Annotated in this window: 17 protein-coding genes; 2 read left to right on the forward strand and 15 right to left on the reverse strand. The window is 70.8% G+C overall.

The window, feature by feature from the left end:
• Positions 1-40 precede the first annotated feature (40 nt).
• From OG214_RS06790 to OG214_RS06815, 6 genes are all read right to left on the reverse strand, one after another.
• A complete protein-coding gene (locus OG214_RS06790) occupies positions 41-2932 on the reverse strand; it encodes a CHAT domain-containing protein (protein ID WP_405984159.1) in 2892 nt (963 codons plus the stop codon).
• Between the two features lies 1 nt (position 2933).
• Positions 2934-3608 carry an RES family NAD+ phosphorylase gene (locus OG214_RS06795; RefSeq protein ID WP_405984160.1) on the reverse strand — a complete coding sequence of 225 codons (675 nt, stop codon included), beginning with the start codon at positions 3606-3608 and terminating at the stop codon, positions 2934-2936.
• Positions 3609-3610: 2 nt separating this feature from the next.
• On the reverse strand, positions 3611-4279 hold the full coding sequence (locus OG214_RS06800) for a hypothetical protein (protein WP_405984161.1): 669 nt from the start codon (positions 4277-4279) through the stop codon (positions 3611-3613).
• A complete protein-coding gene (locus OG214_RS06805) occupies positions 4270-5412 on the reverse strand; it encodes a hypothetical protein (RefSeq protein WP_405984162.1) in 1143 nt (380 codons plus the stop codon). Before OG214_RS06805 ends, OG214_RS06800 begins: the two co-directional genes overlap by 10 nt.
• A gap of 192 nt (positions 5413-5604) precedes the next feature.
• Entirely contained in the window at positions 5605-6201 is a 597-nt protein-coding gene (locus tag OG214_RS06810; protein ID WP_405984163.1) for an FMN reductase, read from the reverse strand.
• Positions 6198-7316 carry an LLM class flavin-dependent oxidoreductase gene (locus OG214_RS06815; RefSeq protein WP_405987444.1) on the reverse strand — a complete coding sequence of 373 codons (1119 nt, stop codon included), beginning with the start codon at positions 7314-7316 and terminating at the stop codon, positions 6198-6200. The genes OG214_RS06810 and OG214_RS06815 overlap by 4 nt, the downstream gene beginning before the upstream one ends.
• Positions 7317-7330: 14 nt before the next feature.
• On the opposite strand from OG214_RS06815, the gene OG214_RS06820 reads away from it, so the two are divergent.
• The gene (locus OG214_RS06820; protein ID WP_405984164.1) at positions 7331-7582 is read left to right on the forward strand and encodes a hypothetical protein; all 252 of its coding nucleotides are present in this window, start codon (positions 7331-7333) and stop codon (positions 7580-7582) included.
• A gap of 50 nt (positions 7583-7632) precedes the next feature.
• Here OG214_RS06820 and OG214_RS06825 read toward each other — a convergent pair whose 3' ends face one another.
• The 4 genes from OG214_RS06825 to OG214_RS06840 form a co-directional block, all read right to left on the reverse strand.
• Complete coding sequence (locus OG214_RS06825; RefSeq protein ID WP_383035197.1) at positions 7633-8355, reverse strand: alpha/beta fold hydrolase; 723 nt, start codon at positions 8353-8355, stop codon at positions 7633-7635.
• 39 nt (positions 8356-8394) lie between these two features.
• On the reverse strand, positions 8395-9366 hold the full coding sequence (locus OG214_RS06830) for an alpha/beta hydrolase (protein WP_405984165.1): 972 nt from the start codon (positions 9364-9366) through the stop codon (positions 8395-8397).
• Between the two features lie 305 nt (positions 9367-9671).
• Entirely contained in the window at positions 9672-10652 is a 981-nt protein-coding gene (locus OG214_RS06835) for a helix-turn-helix domain-containing protein (RefSeq protein ID WP_405984166.1), read from the reverse strand.
• A gap of 235 nt (positions 10653-10887) precedes the next feature.
• Entirely contained in the window at positions 10888-11724 is an 837-nt protein-coding gene (locus OG214_RS06840) for an alpha/beta fold hydrolase (RefSeq protein WP_405984167.1), read from the reverse strand.
• 600 nt (positions 11725-12324) lie between these two features.
• On the opposite strand from OG214_RS06840, the gene OG214_RS06845 reads away from it, so the two are divergent.
• Positions 12325-13050, forward strand: a complete 726-nt coding sequence (locus OG214_RS06845) for an alpha/beta fold hydrolase (RefSeq protein WP_405984168.1) — start codon at positions 12325-12327, stop codon at positions 13048-13050.
• A gap of 70 nt (positions 13051-13120) precedes the next feature.
• On the opposite strand, the gene OG214_RS06850 is transcribed toward OG214_RS06845, so the two are convergent.
• The 5 genes from OG214_RS06850 to OG214_RS06870 all read right to left on the reverse strand — a co-directional run bounded on the left by OG214_RS06850 (position 13121) and on the right by OG214_RS06870 (position 16625).
• Positions 13121-13594 carry a carboxymuconolactone decarboxylase family protein gene (locus tag OG214_RS06850; protein WP_363083686.1) on the reverse strand — a complete coding sequence of 158 codons (474 nt, stop codon included), beginning with the start codon at positions 13592-13594 and terminating at the stop codon, positions 13121-13123.
• A gap of 566 nt (positions 13595-14160) precedes the next feature.
• Positions 14161-14358: a hypothetical protein gene (locus tag OG214_RS06855; protein WP_363083687.1), complete on the reverse strand. Its 198-nt coding sequence runs from the start codon at positions 14356-14358 to the stop codon at positions 14161-14163.
• The gene (locus OG214_RS06860) at positions 14358-15122 is read right to left on the reverse strand and encodes an SRPBCC domain-containing protein (protein WP_405984169.1); all 765 of its coding nucleotides are present in this window, start codon (positions 15120-15122) and stop codon (positions 14358-14360) included. Before OG214_RS06860 ends, OG214_RS06855 begins: the two co-directional genes overlap by 1 nt.
• A gap of 30 nt (positions 15123-15152) precedes the next feature.
• A complete protein-coding gene (locus tag OG214_RS06865; RefSeq protein ID WP_405984170.1) occupies positions 15153-16400 on the reverse strand; it encodes a cytochrome P450 in 1248 nt (415 codons plus the stop codon).
• Positions 16401-16409: 9 nt separating this feature from the next.
• Entirely contained in the window at positions 16410-16625 is a 216-nt protein-coding gene (locus tag OG214_RS06870; protein WP_363083690.1) for an MbtH family protein, read from the reverse strand.
• Positions 16626-16628: the final 3 nt, after the last annotated feature.

Here is a 16628-nt window from a genome sequence, read left to right on the forward strand (position 1 = left end):
TGCCCCGACCCAGCGGGGTGCCCCGATCCGGCGGGCGGGTTCACCAGCCCAGGTGGGTGAACCCGGCCCAGCCCGCCAGATCGTCGGCGTCGATGAGCGGGACGCGTGCCACCATGTCCGCCGGCATCCCCGGTGGCGCCTGCCGTCCGCCGTTCAGCATCCACAACTGGGCGCTGCGCAGGGCCCGGCCGGGCGGCTGCCCCTCGCGGCGCATGTAGTGATGGGTCATGTACATCAGCAGGGAGGTCGCCTCGTCGGGCACCGGCCACAGGGAACCCAGCACGGAGCGGGCCCCCGCGACCAGGAACGCGGTGGACAGGCTGTACGCCTCGTCATGGCCGTGGCCGGACACACTGGTGCTGCACGCCGCGAGCACCACCAGCTCCAGATGCCGGTATCTGGCCACCCCCTCGGTCAGCTCTTCGGCGGCCAGCCGCCCCCCGGACAGCAGGAGGTACGCGCTGCGCCGCCCGCCCCGCTCCACCACCCCGTGGCAGGCCAGGTGCAGAACCCCGCCGCGCTGCCGCCGCAGCCGGTCGGTCAGGGCGGCGGGGGTGGCGTCGCCGGGGCCGAGCAGGGTGCCGTCCGGGTAGAACGTACGGTGGATGGCCGCGGCCTCCTCACCCGCGTGGTGCAGGTCCCGGGTCGGGTTGCCGACGACCAGAGCCTGCCGTGCGCCGACCTCGGTCCTGGCGGCGACCTCGCACAGCAGGCGGGCGGAGGGGAGATAGGAGATCTCGGCCTCCTGACAGGCGTGGCGCCGCGCGCCGCGCCGGCCGGGGAGCCGCGCGGCATGCCAGGGCACCACCCCCAGTTCGGCCATCGGGACCAGGACGACGGAGGGCGCCCGGCCCCAGCCGCGGGGCAGTTCCTTGAGCAGAGGGCCCATCACCGCGGATCCCGCCCAGTCGCAGAGCCGCTCCAGCGCGGCCCGGCCGCCGTCCGGCGGCGACTGCTGCGGGGGAGGCGGGCTCGCCGTGGGCGGTCCCCCCGCGGTACGGCCCGCGGTACGGCCCGCGGTACGGCCAGGCGTACCGCCCTGGGCGCGGCCGGGCGTACGGCCCGGGGCGCCGGTGGCCCGGTACTCCGCCAACGGGGATGCTTCGAGGGTCAGTCCGGTGAGCCGGACCGGTGTGACGGCGCCGTCGGCGGTGACGACGAGCGCCGTTCCCGGGACACCGTCGCCGCCGGGCACCAGATACACCAGGGCGGTACGGCCCATGGCGCGCAGGGCCTCGCCGATCTCGCCGGGCGAGGGCACGTCCAGCAGCCGCTGCCGGTGCGGGGACGCGGTGAGTGCCTGAAGCACACGCCGTCGCAGCCGGCTCGACGGTCCCGAGAATGTGACCCCGCCGGTCAGCGCCGTCGCCTGCCCCACTTCCGGTACGACGGCTCCCGCCGCACGCCACTCGTCCGCGAGGGCGGACTGCCCGAGGGCGGTCAGCATCTCGGGCACCGTCGCCGCCACGGTGGCCGCGTGCAGGACGAGCCCGCGCCCGGCGTCCAGAGCGCGGACGGCCTCGTCGTAGGCGCCGTCGGCGATGCACCAGCGGGCCACGTCGAGCGCCTGCTCTCCCGCGCCGCGGCCGGTCTCCGCCGCGTGCGCCGTACCGGACTGGAGCAGCACGCTCCAGGCGCCGGCCGCCACCGTGTCGAGGCCCACGCGGCGGGACTCGGCGTGATTGAGGCGTGCGACCCGTCTGTCCAGCACCTGGGCATCGCCGCGGGCACGGTAGGCGAAGGCCAGGGACATGCCGATGGACCCCCGGAGCGGGTGTTCCGGGCCGCCGGCCAGTCGCAGGCTGTGCTTCAGCCAGGAGATGCCCTGGTCGAGGTGGTGGGAGCGGTCCGTACGGGGCACCTCCGCCAGCGAGGCGAGAGCGTGATGGACGGTGCCCAGGATCGACGTGCAGCGGATCCAGCCGTCGTCGTCGGGTTCGAGCAGGTCCAGGGCCTCCTCAAGCAGCTCCATCGACTCGATGACGCCCTGGTGGTCGCGGGCCGCCAGGTAATGGGTAGTCCTGCCGAGCCCCATCTCCCGAAGCCGGTCGGCCCGCGCGTCGCGCGGCAGCACCGAGATCTGCCGGCGCACCTCACGCAAAGGGGGCAGGATCGGAATGGCGTCCGGCCCGGACCGTCCGGTGCTCCGCTCCCGCAGCATCCGCAGGTGACCCCTGGCGGTTTCGAGGTTCCCCTCCAGCGCGATGCGGTCCATGTGATCGGGCGACAACCGGGCCAGGATGGATTCCAGTTCGCGGATGTTCCCGGCGAGCGCGTGTTCGTCCTCGCGCCGGGTGGCCTGATGCATACGGAAGCCGGTGAGCTGGGCGGCCATGTGCAGCCGATCGGCCTCGTCGAAGGCGGGTGAGTCGCGCAGCCGTTCGAGATCGGCGACGGCGGAATCGAAGTCGTCCTCCCCGCCACCGAGTTGGGCGAGGTTGGCCCGGATGCCGGCATGTATCGCAGTGATGTTGTCCGCTTCCGGACTGCCGGGCGGCAGCATGGCCCGCGCTTCTTCGAGTTGCGCCAGGGCGGCCTCCAACTCCGCGGGGTCACTCGTGGAACCCTGGGCCGCGGACAGATTGCCCAGGGTTATGATCCGCGCCTGCCACCGCGGGTCCGCCGGCCCGTGGTCCCGCGCCTCACGGAGGAGCTCCGCCCGGTACCGGCCGGGGAGCGGATCGTGGAATATCAGCATGGTCACGACGCTGAGCACGTGCCCCGCCCGCATGCCGGACACCAGGGTGCCCCGGGGCAGGGCGCGCCAGTCGTTGTAGAGCCTCTCGTACGCCTCGGCCGCCGTGGCGCAGCCGAGATGGCCGAGCACCACGTCGGCCATGCGGCCCATGTCGCGCCCGTCGGTCACGCCCTCGTTCGACGCCTGCTGGATTTCGTACACCAGGGTGCTGAGGTCGTACGGCTTGTCCGCCATGTCAGAGCATCCGTCCTCGCTGCCGCGGCGCGGTGTGCGCGCGATACGGGGCGAGCACGCCGTTGAGCCACTCCTCGCCCCGCCGGGTACCGAAGTCGACGGGGTCGGGTCCGGCGGATTCCAGAGGCGCGGTCCCGCACCGGTCCTGGAACAGGACCGCGACCCGGTCGGCGGGCTCGCGCTTGGAGGGCCAGACGAATCCCTGGGCCCAGGGTCCCGTGCGCCGCCGGATCCAGTGGCCCCAGTCACGGGTCTGCGGATAGTCCGCGCCCTCGGTGTGCACCAGCCAGGTGTCCTGCGCCACCGCCGCCAGGTCCGTACCGGACATCAGGGACACGACCTCGATGTCGGTGGTCAGCCGCAGGAACGACAGGCTGCGCCGCTCGAAGGCGACTCGGGGCAGCAGCCGCGGTGAGCCGTCGCTGTCGAAGGGCATCGAGCGCAGCAGCACCTCGCACACGGCGGCGCCGACGCTGAAGCCCAGGTAGAGGAAGCCGTACTTCTCGTACGTGGTGCTGTCGAACCGGCCGCCGTAGTAGAAGGGGTGCGCGGCCCGGGAGTTGAAGCCTGTCGCCTCACGATGGGTGGTGTGCACCCGGAAGACGGGGGTGCCCGCGGGCAGCGTCGCGCGGTTCGGCTTGCCGGGCAGGACATCGGGGGGCGGGTACTTGGGCACGGCTACTCCTCCCCGTCCGGGACGGCCAGGGCACGTGCCGCGCCCAGTAACTCCTGGTCGCGGTCCCGGCCGAGGAGGCCGGCCGGCGCGGTCCCCGTCCAGGCGTTGGCGCCCAGCCACCAGTCGGCCGCGCCCCACGGGTCCGTGTCCGCGCCCAGCTCCTCGTTGACCTCCAGGACCACCCTCCAGGGCATGGCCCCGGCCTCGAACTGAAAGGCGGGCAGCCGGCGTTCGCCGTTGTGGTGCGACAGCACGATCAGGCGGGGGTCCATGGCCGTACCGATGTCGTCCGGGCTCAACGTCGTCACCGCCAGCAGCCGTTCGCGCAGCGGCCCGAGGAACGGGCCGACCATCGGGTTGCCGTCGATGACGAGCAGGCAGAGATCGGCGGCGGCGTACCCCTGGTGGAGAGCGGCCGGTGACGTGCCCGCGAAGCGTTTTGTGTCGCCCTCGCGCCACAGCCGGACCGCGTCGTCGGCGGGCAGCGCGTCCAGCACGGCCCGTACCGCCGCGTCGGCGGCCGACCGTTCCTCGGCGCTGCCGGCAGGGGCCGTCCGCAGACCGGCCAGCCGTACGGTCAGCGTCCGGCGCGCTCCGGTGTCGAGCAACGCCGATATCCGGGGCCAGTCGGCCGCGAAGGCGGCCAGCATCATGAAGGGGTTCACCCGCACATCTGCCCTTTCTCCTCACCGGGGTGCGAGCCGGCCGCCTCCGGCGGAAGCGGTCGCGCGCCGAGGACGTCCACCACGAGGTCGGCCACGAGCGGCCTTCGTACGATCAGATGCAGCTCGTGGTCCGGTGCGGTGTTCGCTGCCATCGCCGTCCAGAGGGCACTGACACTGGTCTCGGGGGGCAGGCCGCCACGGCCCGCGCCGAGAAGCGGGAAGCAGACGGACCGCAGCGGCGGTGCGTACGCGTCGCGTTCCCGTGTCATCAGCCCCAGTACCTGGGCGGCCGCCCCGGCCACGTACTGCGGGGTGACGTCGTAGTCGTTCGTTCCGGGCCGGGGGACGGCCACCGCCGCGTGGTAGATACGGCGGATGCCGCGCTGGGCCAGCGCACCGGGCCCGGTCGGCGCGACCGTGCCGGCCTGGGCCGGGCGGTGCAGTACACCGTGTTCCTCGCGCCAGCGCATCAGGTCCTCGTTGACGGGGTCGGCGATCACATCGCCCGCGGTGTCGCGCACCGCCGCGGCCCGGCGGAGCGACGCCGACACGGACGCCTTGTACATCTCCGGCAGGCCGAGATGGGTGTTGCTCGGGGAGACGACGACGTCCACACCGCGCAGCAGCTCGACGGGATGGACATGCAGCGTGACCCGCAGCGGCTGTCGGGTCCGCGATAAATCCAGCACCCGGTGCTGGAGATGGGGTGCCAGCAGCGCGATCCCCGCCGGTGGTGTGCCCCGTATCCCGGTGCCCGCGAGCCAGCACAGCTGTTCGGCGATCTGCCCGAGGACCATCTCCTCCTGGCTCTTGCGGAACCGCTCCACGCTGAGGCTGTAGACCCCGGCCGCGAGTCTGCGCCGGTCCGCCGCCGCCCGGTCGCGCATGCCCGGGGCCAGCCCGAGGGTGAGTTCGGCCGCCTGCTGAAGATCGCCCCCGCCGAGCCGGGAAACGGCCGTACGCAGCAGGTTCTCCACCTCTACGGGCCAGGCGTCCGTGACGGCGCCGGGGACCGAAACGGCCGCGAGCCTCAGCAGGGGAAGCTGGAGGTCGCGGATACGGACCAGCCCCTCCAGGCGGACCATCTTCACCTCCCGCAGAACCGACGCGACGTCGAACTGTCCAGCGCGAGGTGACATGAGCCCATGATTGTGCGCGGGCTGCGGGATCACAAGGTCACGCGGAACCACCGCCCCACACTAGGTCCTGTCCGGGTCCGCGGCGGGTCGCCGCCGGGTCGACTTCAGGTCACGGCGCCTTCCGTACGCCCGTGTTCCGGCTCCCGCCTCGTCACCCGCCGCCTCGCGGACACCACCCCGGCCCGTGTCCGCTCACTTCGTGGAGCGCAGGGCGGCGAGCTGCTGGGCGAAGGGCACTATCTCGGTGTCGTCCTTCTTGGCCGGCTCAGGGGCCGTGGGTGTCCCCGCCATCAGCGAGGCCAGCTCTCCGGCCGCCCGCTCAACGCGCTCCTGCAGCCCTTCGGCGCCCCAGTCCTCGGAGGCCGCGTACACACCGGTCGGGACGATCACGGCCCGCAGGTAGGAGAAGAGCGGACGCAGAGCGTGATCCAGGACCAGCGAGTGCCGGGCGCTGCCGCCGGTCGCGGCGATCAGGACCGGCTTTCCGGCGAGCGTGTCCTTGGCGAGCACATCGAAGAACGACTTGAACAGTCCGCTGTACGACGCCGAGAACACAGGTGTGACGACGACCAGCCCGTCGGCCTCCGTCACCGCGTCCAGAGCCTCGCCGAGCGCGCGCCCGGGGAAGCCGCTGGTGAAGTTGTGCGCGATCTCCACGGCGAGGCCGCGCAGTTCGACGACCCGGATGTCCACGGGGGTGCGCCGCTCCACGGCGGCGGCCAGCCGGTCGGCGAGCAGCCTCGTGGAGGACGGGACACTCAGTCCCGCCGCGACGACGACGAGTCTCATACGCCGGTCACCTCCTGGGAAACCTCCTCCGCGCTCCCCCGGGCGTCCTTCGCGGCGCGCGGCGACTGGTGCGTCGGGGCAGCGGGCGTGTCCGCCGGGCGGCCCTTCGCGAACTCCTCGCGCAGTACGGGCACGACCTCCTCGCCCAGCAGGTCGAGCTGTTCCAGCACGGTCTTCAGCGGCAGGCCCGCGTGGTCCATCAGGAACAGCTGGCGCTGGTAGTCACCGGCGTACTCGCGGAAGGACAGCGTCTTCTCGATCACCTGCTGCGGCGAGCCGACGGTCAGCGGGGTCTGATCGGTGAAGTCTTCCAGGGACGGTCCGTGCCCGTAGACCGGCGCGTTGTCGAAGTAGGGCCGGAACTCGCGTACCGCGTCCTGCGAGTTCTTACGCATGAACGCCTGTCCGCCCAGGCCTACGACGGCCTGCTCGGCCGTGCCGTGGCCGTAGTGGGCGTAGCGCTCCCGGTACAGCCCGACCATGCGCTTGGCGTGATCGGCCGGCCAGAAGATGTTGTTGTGGAAGAAGCCGTCGCCGTAGTAAGCGGCCTGCTCGGCGATCTCCAGGGAGCGGATGGAGCCGTGCCAGACGAACGGCGGTACGCCGTCCAGCGGACGCGGGGTGGAGGTGAAAGCCTGTAGCGGACCGCGGAAGCGCCCCTCCCAGTTCACCACGTCCTCGCGCCACAGCCGGTGCAGCAGCGCGTAGTTCTCGATGGCGAGGTTGATGCCCTGCCGGATGTCCTGCCCGAACCAGGGGTAGACCGGGCCGGTGTTGCCGCGCCCCATCATCAGGTCCACCCGGCCGTCCGCGAGCTGCTGGAGCATCGCGTAGTCCTCGGCGATCTTCACCGGGTCGTTGGTGGTGATGAGTGTGGTGGACGTGGACAGGATCAGCTTCTCCGTCCTGGCCGCTATGTAGCCGAGCATCGTCGTCGGCGAGGACGGTACGAACGGCGGGTTGTGGTGCTCGCCGGTCGCGAAGACGTCAAGGCCGACCTCCTCGGCCTTGAGCGCGATGGCGACCATGGCCTTGATCCGCTCGCGCTCGGTCGGCGTCCGTCCCGTGGTCGGGTCCGTGGTGACGTCACCGACGCTGAAGATCCCGAACTGTATCGATGCTGAAGCGCTTGGCTCTGTCACTCGGACTTCCTCCGGAAGGCTGGTCGGGGCGGGTCCCCGTCGTTCTTGATCCGTCATGGCCGCGGCATGAAGACATTCGCCGCACGCCGCTGAGCCCGGGATCGCCGCTGCCGCTGCCGCTGCCGCTGCCGCTGCCGCTGCCGCTGTCGCTGTCGCTGTCGCTGTCGCTGTGGCTGTGGCTGTGGCTGTGGCTGTGGCTGTCGGCATCGTCCCCGCGCCCATGGCGAGGGGACGTCTGACCCGGCCACGCGGACCGTCCGGGGTCGGTCCGCGTGGCCGGGTCGACTCGTCAACTCGTCGCGCGTACCGCGTCGAGGATCAGCTCGGCCACGGCCTTGGGCTGAGAGACGGCGATCGCGTGTGAGGCGCCTTCGATCTCGACGATCGTCGCCCCGGCCCGCGTCGCGCCGAAGCGTTCCACCTCGGGGTTGATCGCCTGGTCCGCCCCGGCGACCAGGGCCCAGGAGGGCTTGGTCCTCCATGCGGCCGCCGAGGCCGTTTCCTCGAACGCCCCGGCGGCCAGCGCGCGCTGTGTCACCGCGAGGACCTTGGTGACGGAGGCCGGGACATCGGCGGCGAAGATGGCCGGGAACGCCTCGGCCTCGATCGTGACCTCGACCGCGGGCTCCGCACCCTCGACAGGGTAGGTCGCCTGCTTGAGGTTGCTCACGAGCGCCGAGAGGGGGAAGCGGCCCTGGAGCTCGCCGAGGCTCTCGCCCTCTTCGAGCGCGTAGGCCGCGACGTAGACGAGTCCGACGACGTTCTCCGTGGTGCCCGCCACCGTGATGAGCGCACCGCCGTAGGAGTGGCCCACCAGAACGACGGGACCGTCGATCTGGGACGCCACCGAGGCGATGTACGCGGCGTCGGAGGCCAGGCCGCGCAGCGGGTTGGCCGGCGCCACCACCGGGATGCCGTGGTTCTGGAGCTCCGCGACGACCCCTGTCCAACTGCCGGCGTCGGCGAAGGCGCCGTGCACCAGAACAACCGTCGGGGTGGGTTTGGTGGCCATGTTGACTTCTCCTTGGTGCTGGTGGCTGTGGGCTCTGGATCAGCCGGCGTTCAGCGCGGTGCGCAGGGTGGATATGGCCAGGGTGATGGCGGCCTGGGCGGCGTGGGTTTCGCGGAGGGCGTTGAGCATGACGAAGTCGTGGATGATGCCCTGGAAGCGCACGGCGGTGACCGGGACCCCGGCCTGGCGCAGCTTGTTGGCGTACGCCTCGCCCTCGTCCCGCAGGACGTCGGCCTCGCCGGTGATGACCAGGGCCGGCGGCAGCCCGGTGAGCTGCTCGGTGGTGGCCCGCAGCGGGGAGGCGGTGATCTGGGCGCGTTCGGCCTCGTCGGTGGTGTACTGGTCCCAGAACCACTGCATGCCGTCACGGCGCAGGAAGTAGCCGGTGGCGAACTGGTGATAGGACCCGGTGTCGAAGGCCGCGTCGGTGACCGGGTAGAAGAGCACCTGCTGTACGAGCGGGACGTCGCCGCGTTCCTTGGCCATCAGGGTCAGCGCGGCGCTCATGTTGCCGCCGACCGAGTCACCGGCCACAGCGATGCGCGTGGCGTCCAGGTCCTTGGTCGCGCCCTGCTGGACGACCCACTGCGCGACCGTGTAGTTCTGCTCGATGGCGACCGGGTAGCGGGCCTCCGGGGAGAGGTCGTACTCGGGGAAGACCACCGCCGCGCCGACCCCGACGGCCAGCTCGCGCACCAGACGGTCGTGGGTGTGGGCGTTGCCGAACACCCAGCCGGCACCGTGGATGTAGAGGATCACCGGAAGAGTGCCGGCGGCGCCGGCGGGCCTGACGATACGGGCCCGTACGCTGCCCGTCGGACCACCCGGAACGGTGATCCACTCCTCGTCCACGGCCGGCTTGTCGATCTCACCGGACTGCACCTCGTCCACCGCCTTGCGGCCCTCGGCCGGCGGCAGATCGAACAGGTAGGGCGGATTCGCGGTCGCCTCCGCGAACGAGGCCGCCGCCGGCTCCAGCACCGGCCGCACCGGCTCCACAACATCCTGCATAACAGACTCCTGGCGTTTCCTGTAAATGCCGGTCCATCCGGCAAACGGACTCCGAAGCAGACTCAGTAGAACTGCACGGAGGCCGCTGACCAGGCTAAACCCACCAGGCGGAGCGGAATTGCCCACCAGCGCACCGGCCCTGGTCTCGCAGCGCACGTGAAGTGCGGTGCGTTGTCGGCACGAATTCAGTGCGCCCGCGCAAGCCCTGACGCCCTTACCGTCGGCCGCCCGTCGCCGCCGCCGACCCGTTCCGAGTGACAGGCGCTGACGGATTTACGTTCGGCTCCGAAGAAGAACAGCGACATTCAACCGTTCTCAGCGGTGCGCCGTTCACCGGACAGGCCCTCGACCTGCCAGTCGCGAGGCGTCATCCCGTAGGCCGCGCGGAAGGCACGGCTGAAATGGCTGGGACTCGCGAAACCCCAGTCCCGGGCAATGGCCGCCACCCCCAACTCCCTGGCCATGGGACGGAGAAGCTCCCGGCGGCAGCGCTCCAGCCGCTGCGTCCGAATCCATCCGCCCAACGTAACGCCCTCCATCTGGAACAACTTGTGCACGTAGCGAACCGACACGAAGTGCGCCTTGGCGATTCGGGACGGTGACAAGTCGGGGTCGGAGAGGTTCCGCATGATGTGGTCCTTCACGCGTACGAGCATGGCCGCGCCGGTCTGCGGAGCCGCGGAAGCGAAGCGACCGCACCGCTCTTCGATGAGCAGCTCCACCAGACCGAGCGCGGTGGCAGCGACCCGACGGCCGACGGCGTCATCGAAACTCGCCGCCTCGCGCGCCATGCGGGCCAGATAGGTCGCCACCAGTGCGGCGCTGCCCTCATCACTGGTGAAGGCCGTCGCGGTCAGTGCCCGGAGATCTTCGTCCCGCACATGAAGCTCTCGGCGATGGAACTGGAACGAGGTGAAGCTGAATTCGCCTTCGAGCTTCTTCCTCAACGGGCGGGACGAGTCGCTGATGGAGAATTCACCCGGCTTTATCAGCGATTCCCGCCCGTCCTGCTCCTTTATCGCGGTGCCCTCGTGCTGAAGGCTGAGGATAAGCGATTCCTGATCATCCCTGGAAATCATACGCCCGTTGCGCGTCGCCATCTGCGGCCCCGCCCGGACGCTGGAGATCCTCAGCGGACCGAGCTGATTGCTGACAATCGTTCCAGGTGACGGCTCCTTTTCGAGGAGAGTCACATCCAGTGGCACAAAGGTGCGAAGGACGGCTTCGTGCCAGCGTTCCGCCCGGTCGGAGGCGGACAGCGGCTCGGTGGACAGGACAATGGACATCGGTCTCCCTCCACGGACTTCGTGGTCGACCGGCTACCGGAGCCGGTACTGATAATGACACAGTTTCAAGACCGAACAGTCCAGAAGGAATTGGAGGAACAATCTCACATAGAATTTTCCGCTGAAAGATCGCGAGTGCGAGGGACTGTGGGCCGCCAAGCGCCAAGGCCGCATTACGCATTCAGCTCGTGAGCAGGACAGCCGGTTGGCAGCGGGGCGGAGCCGCGGCGGGGGCTCACTTCCGCAGGAAAGCGAGGAGCGCGGTGTTGACCTCCTCCGCGTGGGTCCACAGCAGTCCGTGCGGGGCGCCCTCGATCTCCGCGTAGTCGGCGGACGGGAGCGTCTTGTGGAAGTGCCGCGCGGTTCCCTCGACGGGAAGGATCCGGTCGTGCGTGCCGTGCAGAATCAGGGCCGGGACGTCGATGGCCGGGATATCGGCCCGGAAGTCGGTGGACCAGGTCGACGGCGCGGCGGCGGCGGCGAAGAAGCCGCCGCTCGCGGCGACGTTCCAGCTGTTACGGACCGCTTCCTCGCTGATCCGGGTGCCCAGGTTCTCGTCCAGGTTGTAGAAGTCCTTGTAGAAGGCGGTGTAGTACGCGTAGCGGTCCGCCTTGACGGCCGCGACCACACCGTCGAAGAACTCCTTCGGGGCGACCCCGTCCGGATTGTCGTCGGTCTTGAGCAGGCAGGGTTCCAGCGAGGCCAGGAAGGCGACCTTGGAGACCCGGGAGGAGCCGTACGCGGATACGTACCGGGCGATCTCACCGGTGCCCATCGAGAAGCCGACCAGGACGGCGTCCTTCAGGTCGAGGGCCTCCATCACGGTGCTCAGATCGGCCGCGAAGGTGTCGTAGTCGTAGCCGGTCGTCGGCCGGCTGGACTGTCCGAAGCCGCGGCGGTCGTAGGTGACCACGCGGTAGCCGGCGTCGAGCAGCGCGGCGCTCTGCCGCTCCCAGGAGTGGCCGTCGAGCGGGAAGCCGTGGATGAGCACGACCGGCTGCCCGGTGCCGTGGTCCTCGTAGTAGAGGTCGATGCTGGTGGTGTTCTCCTGGCCCACGGTGATGTACGGCAAGGTCTCGTTCCTTCGTCCGGAGTGACTGGCGCGCGCGAGACGATGCTCCGTCTCGATGAGGCAGGGCGTTCGTTGCGGGGACGGCATCGGCCCACTGGCTTCCGACGCCCTGGGCGTTCGCGGCACGGGATGTCATCACGCTAGGGCGGACCTCTCGCCGCCTGTTGTCTTCGAACGCATTGCTTCTTGTCTGGAAGTGCCAGAGAGGGACCGGAGAGGGACCAGAGAGGGACCGGAGAGGGACCGGAGAGGGACGTGTCCCGGCCCGCCGCTACGCGATGGCCTTCGGGGACGTCCACCCCCTCACCCCTCGGAGGCGCTGACGGACCACATGCGGTGCGCCGGCAGGCAAGACGCCTTCGCGGGCCGCCCCTAATGTGCTGTTCAGGCCTGCGGCTGTGCTGTTCAGGCCTGCGGCCGATCGCCCGGCTCGGACACCGCCCGCGCCGGTCCGGCCCGGCGGAGCGTGCTCGATCGAGGCAGCCGCCCTGTCTCCTGGCGCCGCTCGCTCCCGACACGGGCAGCGGGCCTTCCCGGCCACCGGCCGCGCACCGTCCGATCACCACCACTTCAACATCGACATCAACAGGGAGTTGTGCCTTGTCCCGTTCCGAGAGTCCTACCGTCGTCCTGGTCCACGGCGCCTTCGCCGACGCGTCCAGCTTCGCCCTTGTCATCCCCGAGCTGATCGCCCGCGGCCTGGACGTGGTGGCACCGGCGGTGCCCAACCGCAGCCTGGTCGGCGACTCCGCCTACATCGCCTCGGTCGTCCGTGGGATACCCGGACCGGTCATTCTGGTCGGACACTCCTACGGCGGCGCCGTCATCACCGTCGCCGGCGTGGAGGACAACGTCAGAGCGCTGGTCTACCTGGCCGGCTACGCCTTGGAGGAGGGCGAGAGCCTGGGCGAGCTGCAGGGCGGCTTCCCCGACTCCGACCTCGCCGCCGCGCTGGTCTACACCCCCTTCCCGATCGAGGGCTCCACCGCTCCCGGTACCGACGTGTCCGTCCGGATCGACAAGTTCCCGTCCGTCTTCGCCGCCGACGTCGACCCCGGCCTCACCGCCGTCCTCGCCGTCTCCCAGCGTCCGCTCGCCGCGCAGGCCTTCGCCGAGAAGGCACCGGCGGCCGCGTGGAAGACCAAGCCCTCCTGGGGTCTGGTCGCCGCGGCCGATCACACCATCAACCCCGATGTGGAGCGTTACGGCTACCAGCGGGCCGGCATGACCAGCGTCGAGATCGACTCCTCGCACCTGGTGATGCTCGCCCATCCCGAGCGCGTCGTCGAGCTGATCGAGGAAGCTGTCCGGGCCACCGTCCACTGACCTGGCCCCGGTCCGCGCGCTGCCCGGTGAGCGGACCGAGGTGGGCGGCCCCCGCCCGGGGAACCGGGCGTCAGGGGACGCGGTGCTTGCTCAGGACGGAAACCCGGTTGAACGCGTTGATGGTGATCGCCACCCAGATCGTGGCGGAGATCTCGTCGTCGTCGAGGACCTGGCGAGCCGTTTCGTAGGCGTTCTCCTGCGCGAGCGCGTTCGCGGGTTCGGTGGTCGCCTCCGCCAGGGCGAGCGCCGCGCGCTCCCGTGCCGTGAAGAGTTCGGTGTCACGCCAGGCGGCGAGCACGCCCAGCCGCTGGGAGGTCTCGCCGGCGCGCAGGGCGGCCCTGGTGTGCACGTTGAGGCAGTAGGCGCAGCCGTTGATCTGTGACACCCGGAGGTTGATCAGCTCCACCAGGATACGGTCCAGCCCCGCCTCGGCGGCGACCGCACGGACCGCGTCGGCCGTCTCGACCAGTGCGTGGTACGCCTTGGGGCTCTGCTTGTCGATGAAGACCCGGCGGCTCGCGGGATCTGCTGCGGTGTCACCCAACGTGGACTCCTTCGGGGCCGCTCCCGGCCGTCGCTCTCTGCCGCGCGTGTGCGGGAGGCAGGGACCTTACTGTCAAGCACGATCATTGAATATGAAATCATTCTCGGATGGGAAAGGGCGAGCGATGAGTGACGTCGAAGCGGATCCCGGCACACCGCGCAGCGGTGCCGGGGACCTCGTGCTGACCCGATGCCGACTTTCGTGACGCGTCGTCAGCTCATGGCCGCGGTGTCCCGGCGGCCGTGTGGCGTGGGGAATCCGACGAGCAGATCCTGGCGATGTACGGGCACCACGACGGCTGAGTTCTACCGGGCGTGACGGCTGCGCCCGGCCTGGCCGCAGCGACGGTCTCCGGCCTTCGGCATGCCGACCGCCGCCGGCAACAAGCGCTCCGACGAGCGGGAGCAGCGGCTCCCTCGGCCTCTGCCTTGCGGTATTGCTTCGGGCTGACGCCGACGGCTCGAGCCGTCGAGGTGAGACTGTCGTCCGGTGCGGCCGTGCTGCCCCTGTCGCCGGCGGGCCGGCCCCGGCGCTCCCGCGCCCGGACCGGCTTCCCGGACGGGTTGTCAGCGGCGGCGCGGCGGTACCGGGTGGAGCTTGGCGGTGAGCGCCGAGAGGAAGGCCGGGAGCTTGTCGACCATGGCTTTGGGGACCGGGGTGGACTGGACGGTATCCCGCCTCACGTCGTGGACGACGAGGGCGTAGGTGCCGTTCTCCTCGACGAGTTCGGCGGCGAAGAGCAGGGTCTGCGTGGAGGTTTCCATCAGAGCTCCTGGGCATGGGTGTCGTCGAGCCAGGCGGTCCACGCCTTGGTGGCCCGCGCCTCGTCGGCGTCCTCGGCGAAGAGGTGGTGGCCGAGCCAGATCGGCACGTTCCAGGTGCTGCCGTTGAAGAACCGGTACAGGGCGTCCGGGCCTCGCAGGCCGACGAAGTCGGCGCTGAGCCAGTCGACGACCACCTCCACGGGGTCAGGGTCAGGGTCCGGGCCGGGGGCGAGGAGCGTGAACCGGTCGCCGACGGCCGCGTCGTCGGCGAGACCGAGGCGTCGGCGCAGGGCGGCGAAGTCTGCCGGGTCGGCGGTGGGTTCGGGGTGCTGGGACCTGACGTAGACGGCAGGGCGGCCGGCGAAGTGCCGGAGGTACTCGGCGAGGGCGTGCTGGTGGAAGTCGACGTACTTCTCGGCCACGTCCGTCTTGCCGTCCCAGTTCCAGGCGTCGTCGACGATCCCCGTGTGCACCCAGTGGATTCCCATCCGCAGGTGGCTCGTGTCGCCGCCGGCCGGCTCGACGCGGTAGCTGAGCGTGTTGGAGAACCCGCCCTCCTGAGTCGCCCGGACGGCGAGACGGTACGGCGGCTCCCACGCCACGACGGTGGCGTCTCCCCGGGTGACCTTTCCGCCGACGCGCGGTTCGATCTCCATCGGATAGAGCCAGCCGAGGTTGCCGGGGCCGGTGGCGACCGCGTCCCAGACCTGGTCGGGTGGGACGGGCAGGTCCTGCTCCCGGCAGACCTCGAACTCTCGGGCCATGGTCGGTTCTCCTTCGTCGTCGTTCAGGTGTCAGTAGGCGAGCGGGAGGGCGGTCAGCCGCCGCTGCAGCGGGTTGTCCCGCCAGTCCAGCGCTGCCCCGTCGGCCAGCCGCAGCTCGGGGAGCCTGCGCACCAGCGTGGCGACGGCCACCTCCGCCTGGAGCCTGGCCAGCGGGCCGCCGAGGCAGAAGTGCGGTCCGTGACCGAAGCTCAGGTGCCGGTTGCCGGGGCGGGACAGGACGAGCCGGTCGGGGTCCTCGAAGCGTTCGGGATCGCGGTTGGTCGCGCCGAGGAACAGGTACACCAGCTCGCCCTCCCGCAGCGTCCGTCCGCCGATCTCCAGGTCCTGCGCGACGACCCGGACGATCGCCTGGGTCACCGTGTCGTAGCGGGCCAGTTCCTCGACGGCGCCGCGGATCAGGCCCGGGTCCGCGCGCAGCCGGGCCAGTTGGTCCGGGTGGCGCAGCAGGGCCAGCATGCCGTTGCCGATCAGGTGGGTGGTGGTCTCGTCGCCGGCGGTGATCAGGACGAAGCAGGTGGACAGCAGTTCGGAGTCGGTGAGCCGGTCGTCCTGTGCCTGGGTGGCGACCAGGGCGCTGATCAGGTCGTCGCCCGGTTCACGCCTGCGCTGCCGGATGAGCCCGGAGAGGTACTCCTCGTACTGGTCGATCGCCGCCACGGACCTGTCGATGTCCTCGCTGAGCCGGCCGAAGCGGCGGAACCAGCTCTTGACCTGCGGTCGGTCCTCGTCCGGAATGCCGAAGAGCTCGCAGACGACGGACATCGGCAGCGGAGAGGCGACCGCCTCGATCAGGTCCATGGCCGTTCCGGCGGCGACCGCCTCGTCGATGAGCTGGTCGACGATCCGCTGGACGCCGTCGCGCAGGGCCTCCACCCGCCGGGCGGTGAAGGCTCTGTTGGCCAGTTTGCGCAGCCGGGCGTGGTCCGGCGGGTCGGTGTTGGTCATCACCCGGCCGAGTCGCTCGGTGAGCCGGCTGAGGGCTTTGAGGTCGCCGCCGAGCGCGCTGTAGGCGCGGGTCATCCGGTCCCGGTCGTTGGACAGCCGCAGGTCGCCCAGCGCCGCCTCGACATCGGCGTACCGGGTGAGGTACCAGATGCCCTGGGGACTGCGGTGGACCGGGTCCTCGCGTCGCATGCGGGCGTAGAACGGGTACGGGTCCCGCCGGGCCCCGGGGGTGAGCAGGGCCGCGGCGAGGCCGTCGGGCCGGGCGGGGCCCGCGGTGTCGCGGGCCCCGTCCAGCGTTTCGGTGGAGGTCACGTCGGCGCGCTACCGCTGGGCGTTCATGGCGTCGGCGAGGCTCTTGGGCCGCATGTCGGTCCAGGACTGCTCGACGTGTTCCAGGCAGGCGGCGTGGGAGTCCGGGCCGTGGACGACGGTCCAGCCGGCCGGGACGTCCGCGAACTGCGGCCAGAGCGAGTGCTGGTTCTCGTCGTTGACGAGGACGAGGAAGGTGCCGTCCTCGTCGTCGAAGGGGTTGGTCATGGG

The sequence above is a fragment of the Streptomyces sp. NBC_00872 genome (genome assembly GCF_045161915.1).
In the GTDB taxonomy this organism is placed as follows: domain Bacteria; phylum Actinomycetota; class Actinomycetes; order Streptomycetales; family Streptomycetaceae; genus Streptomyces.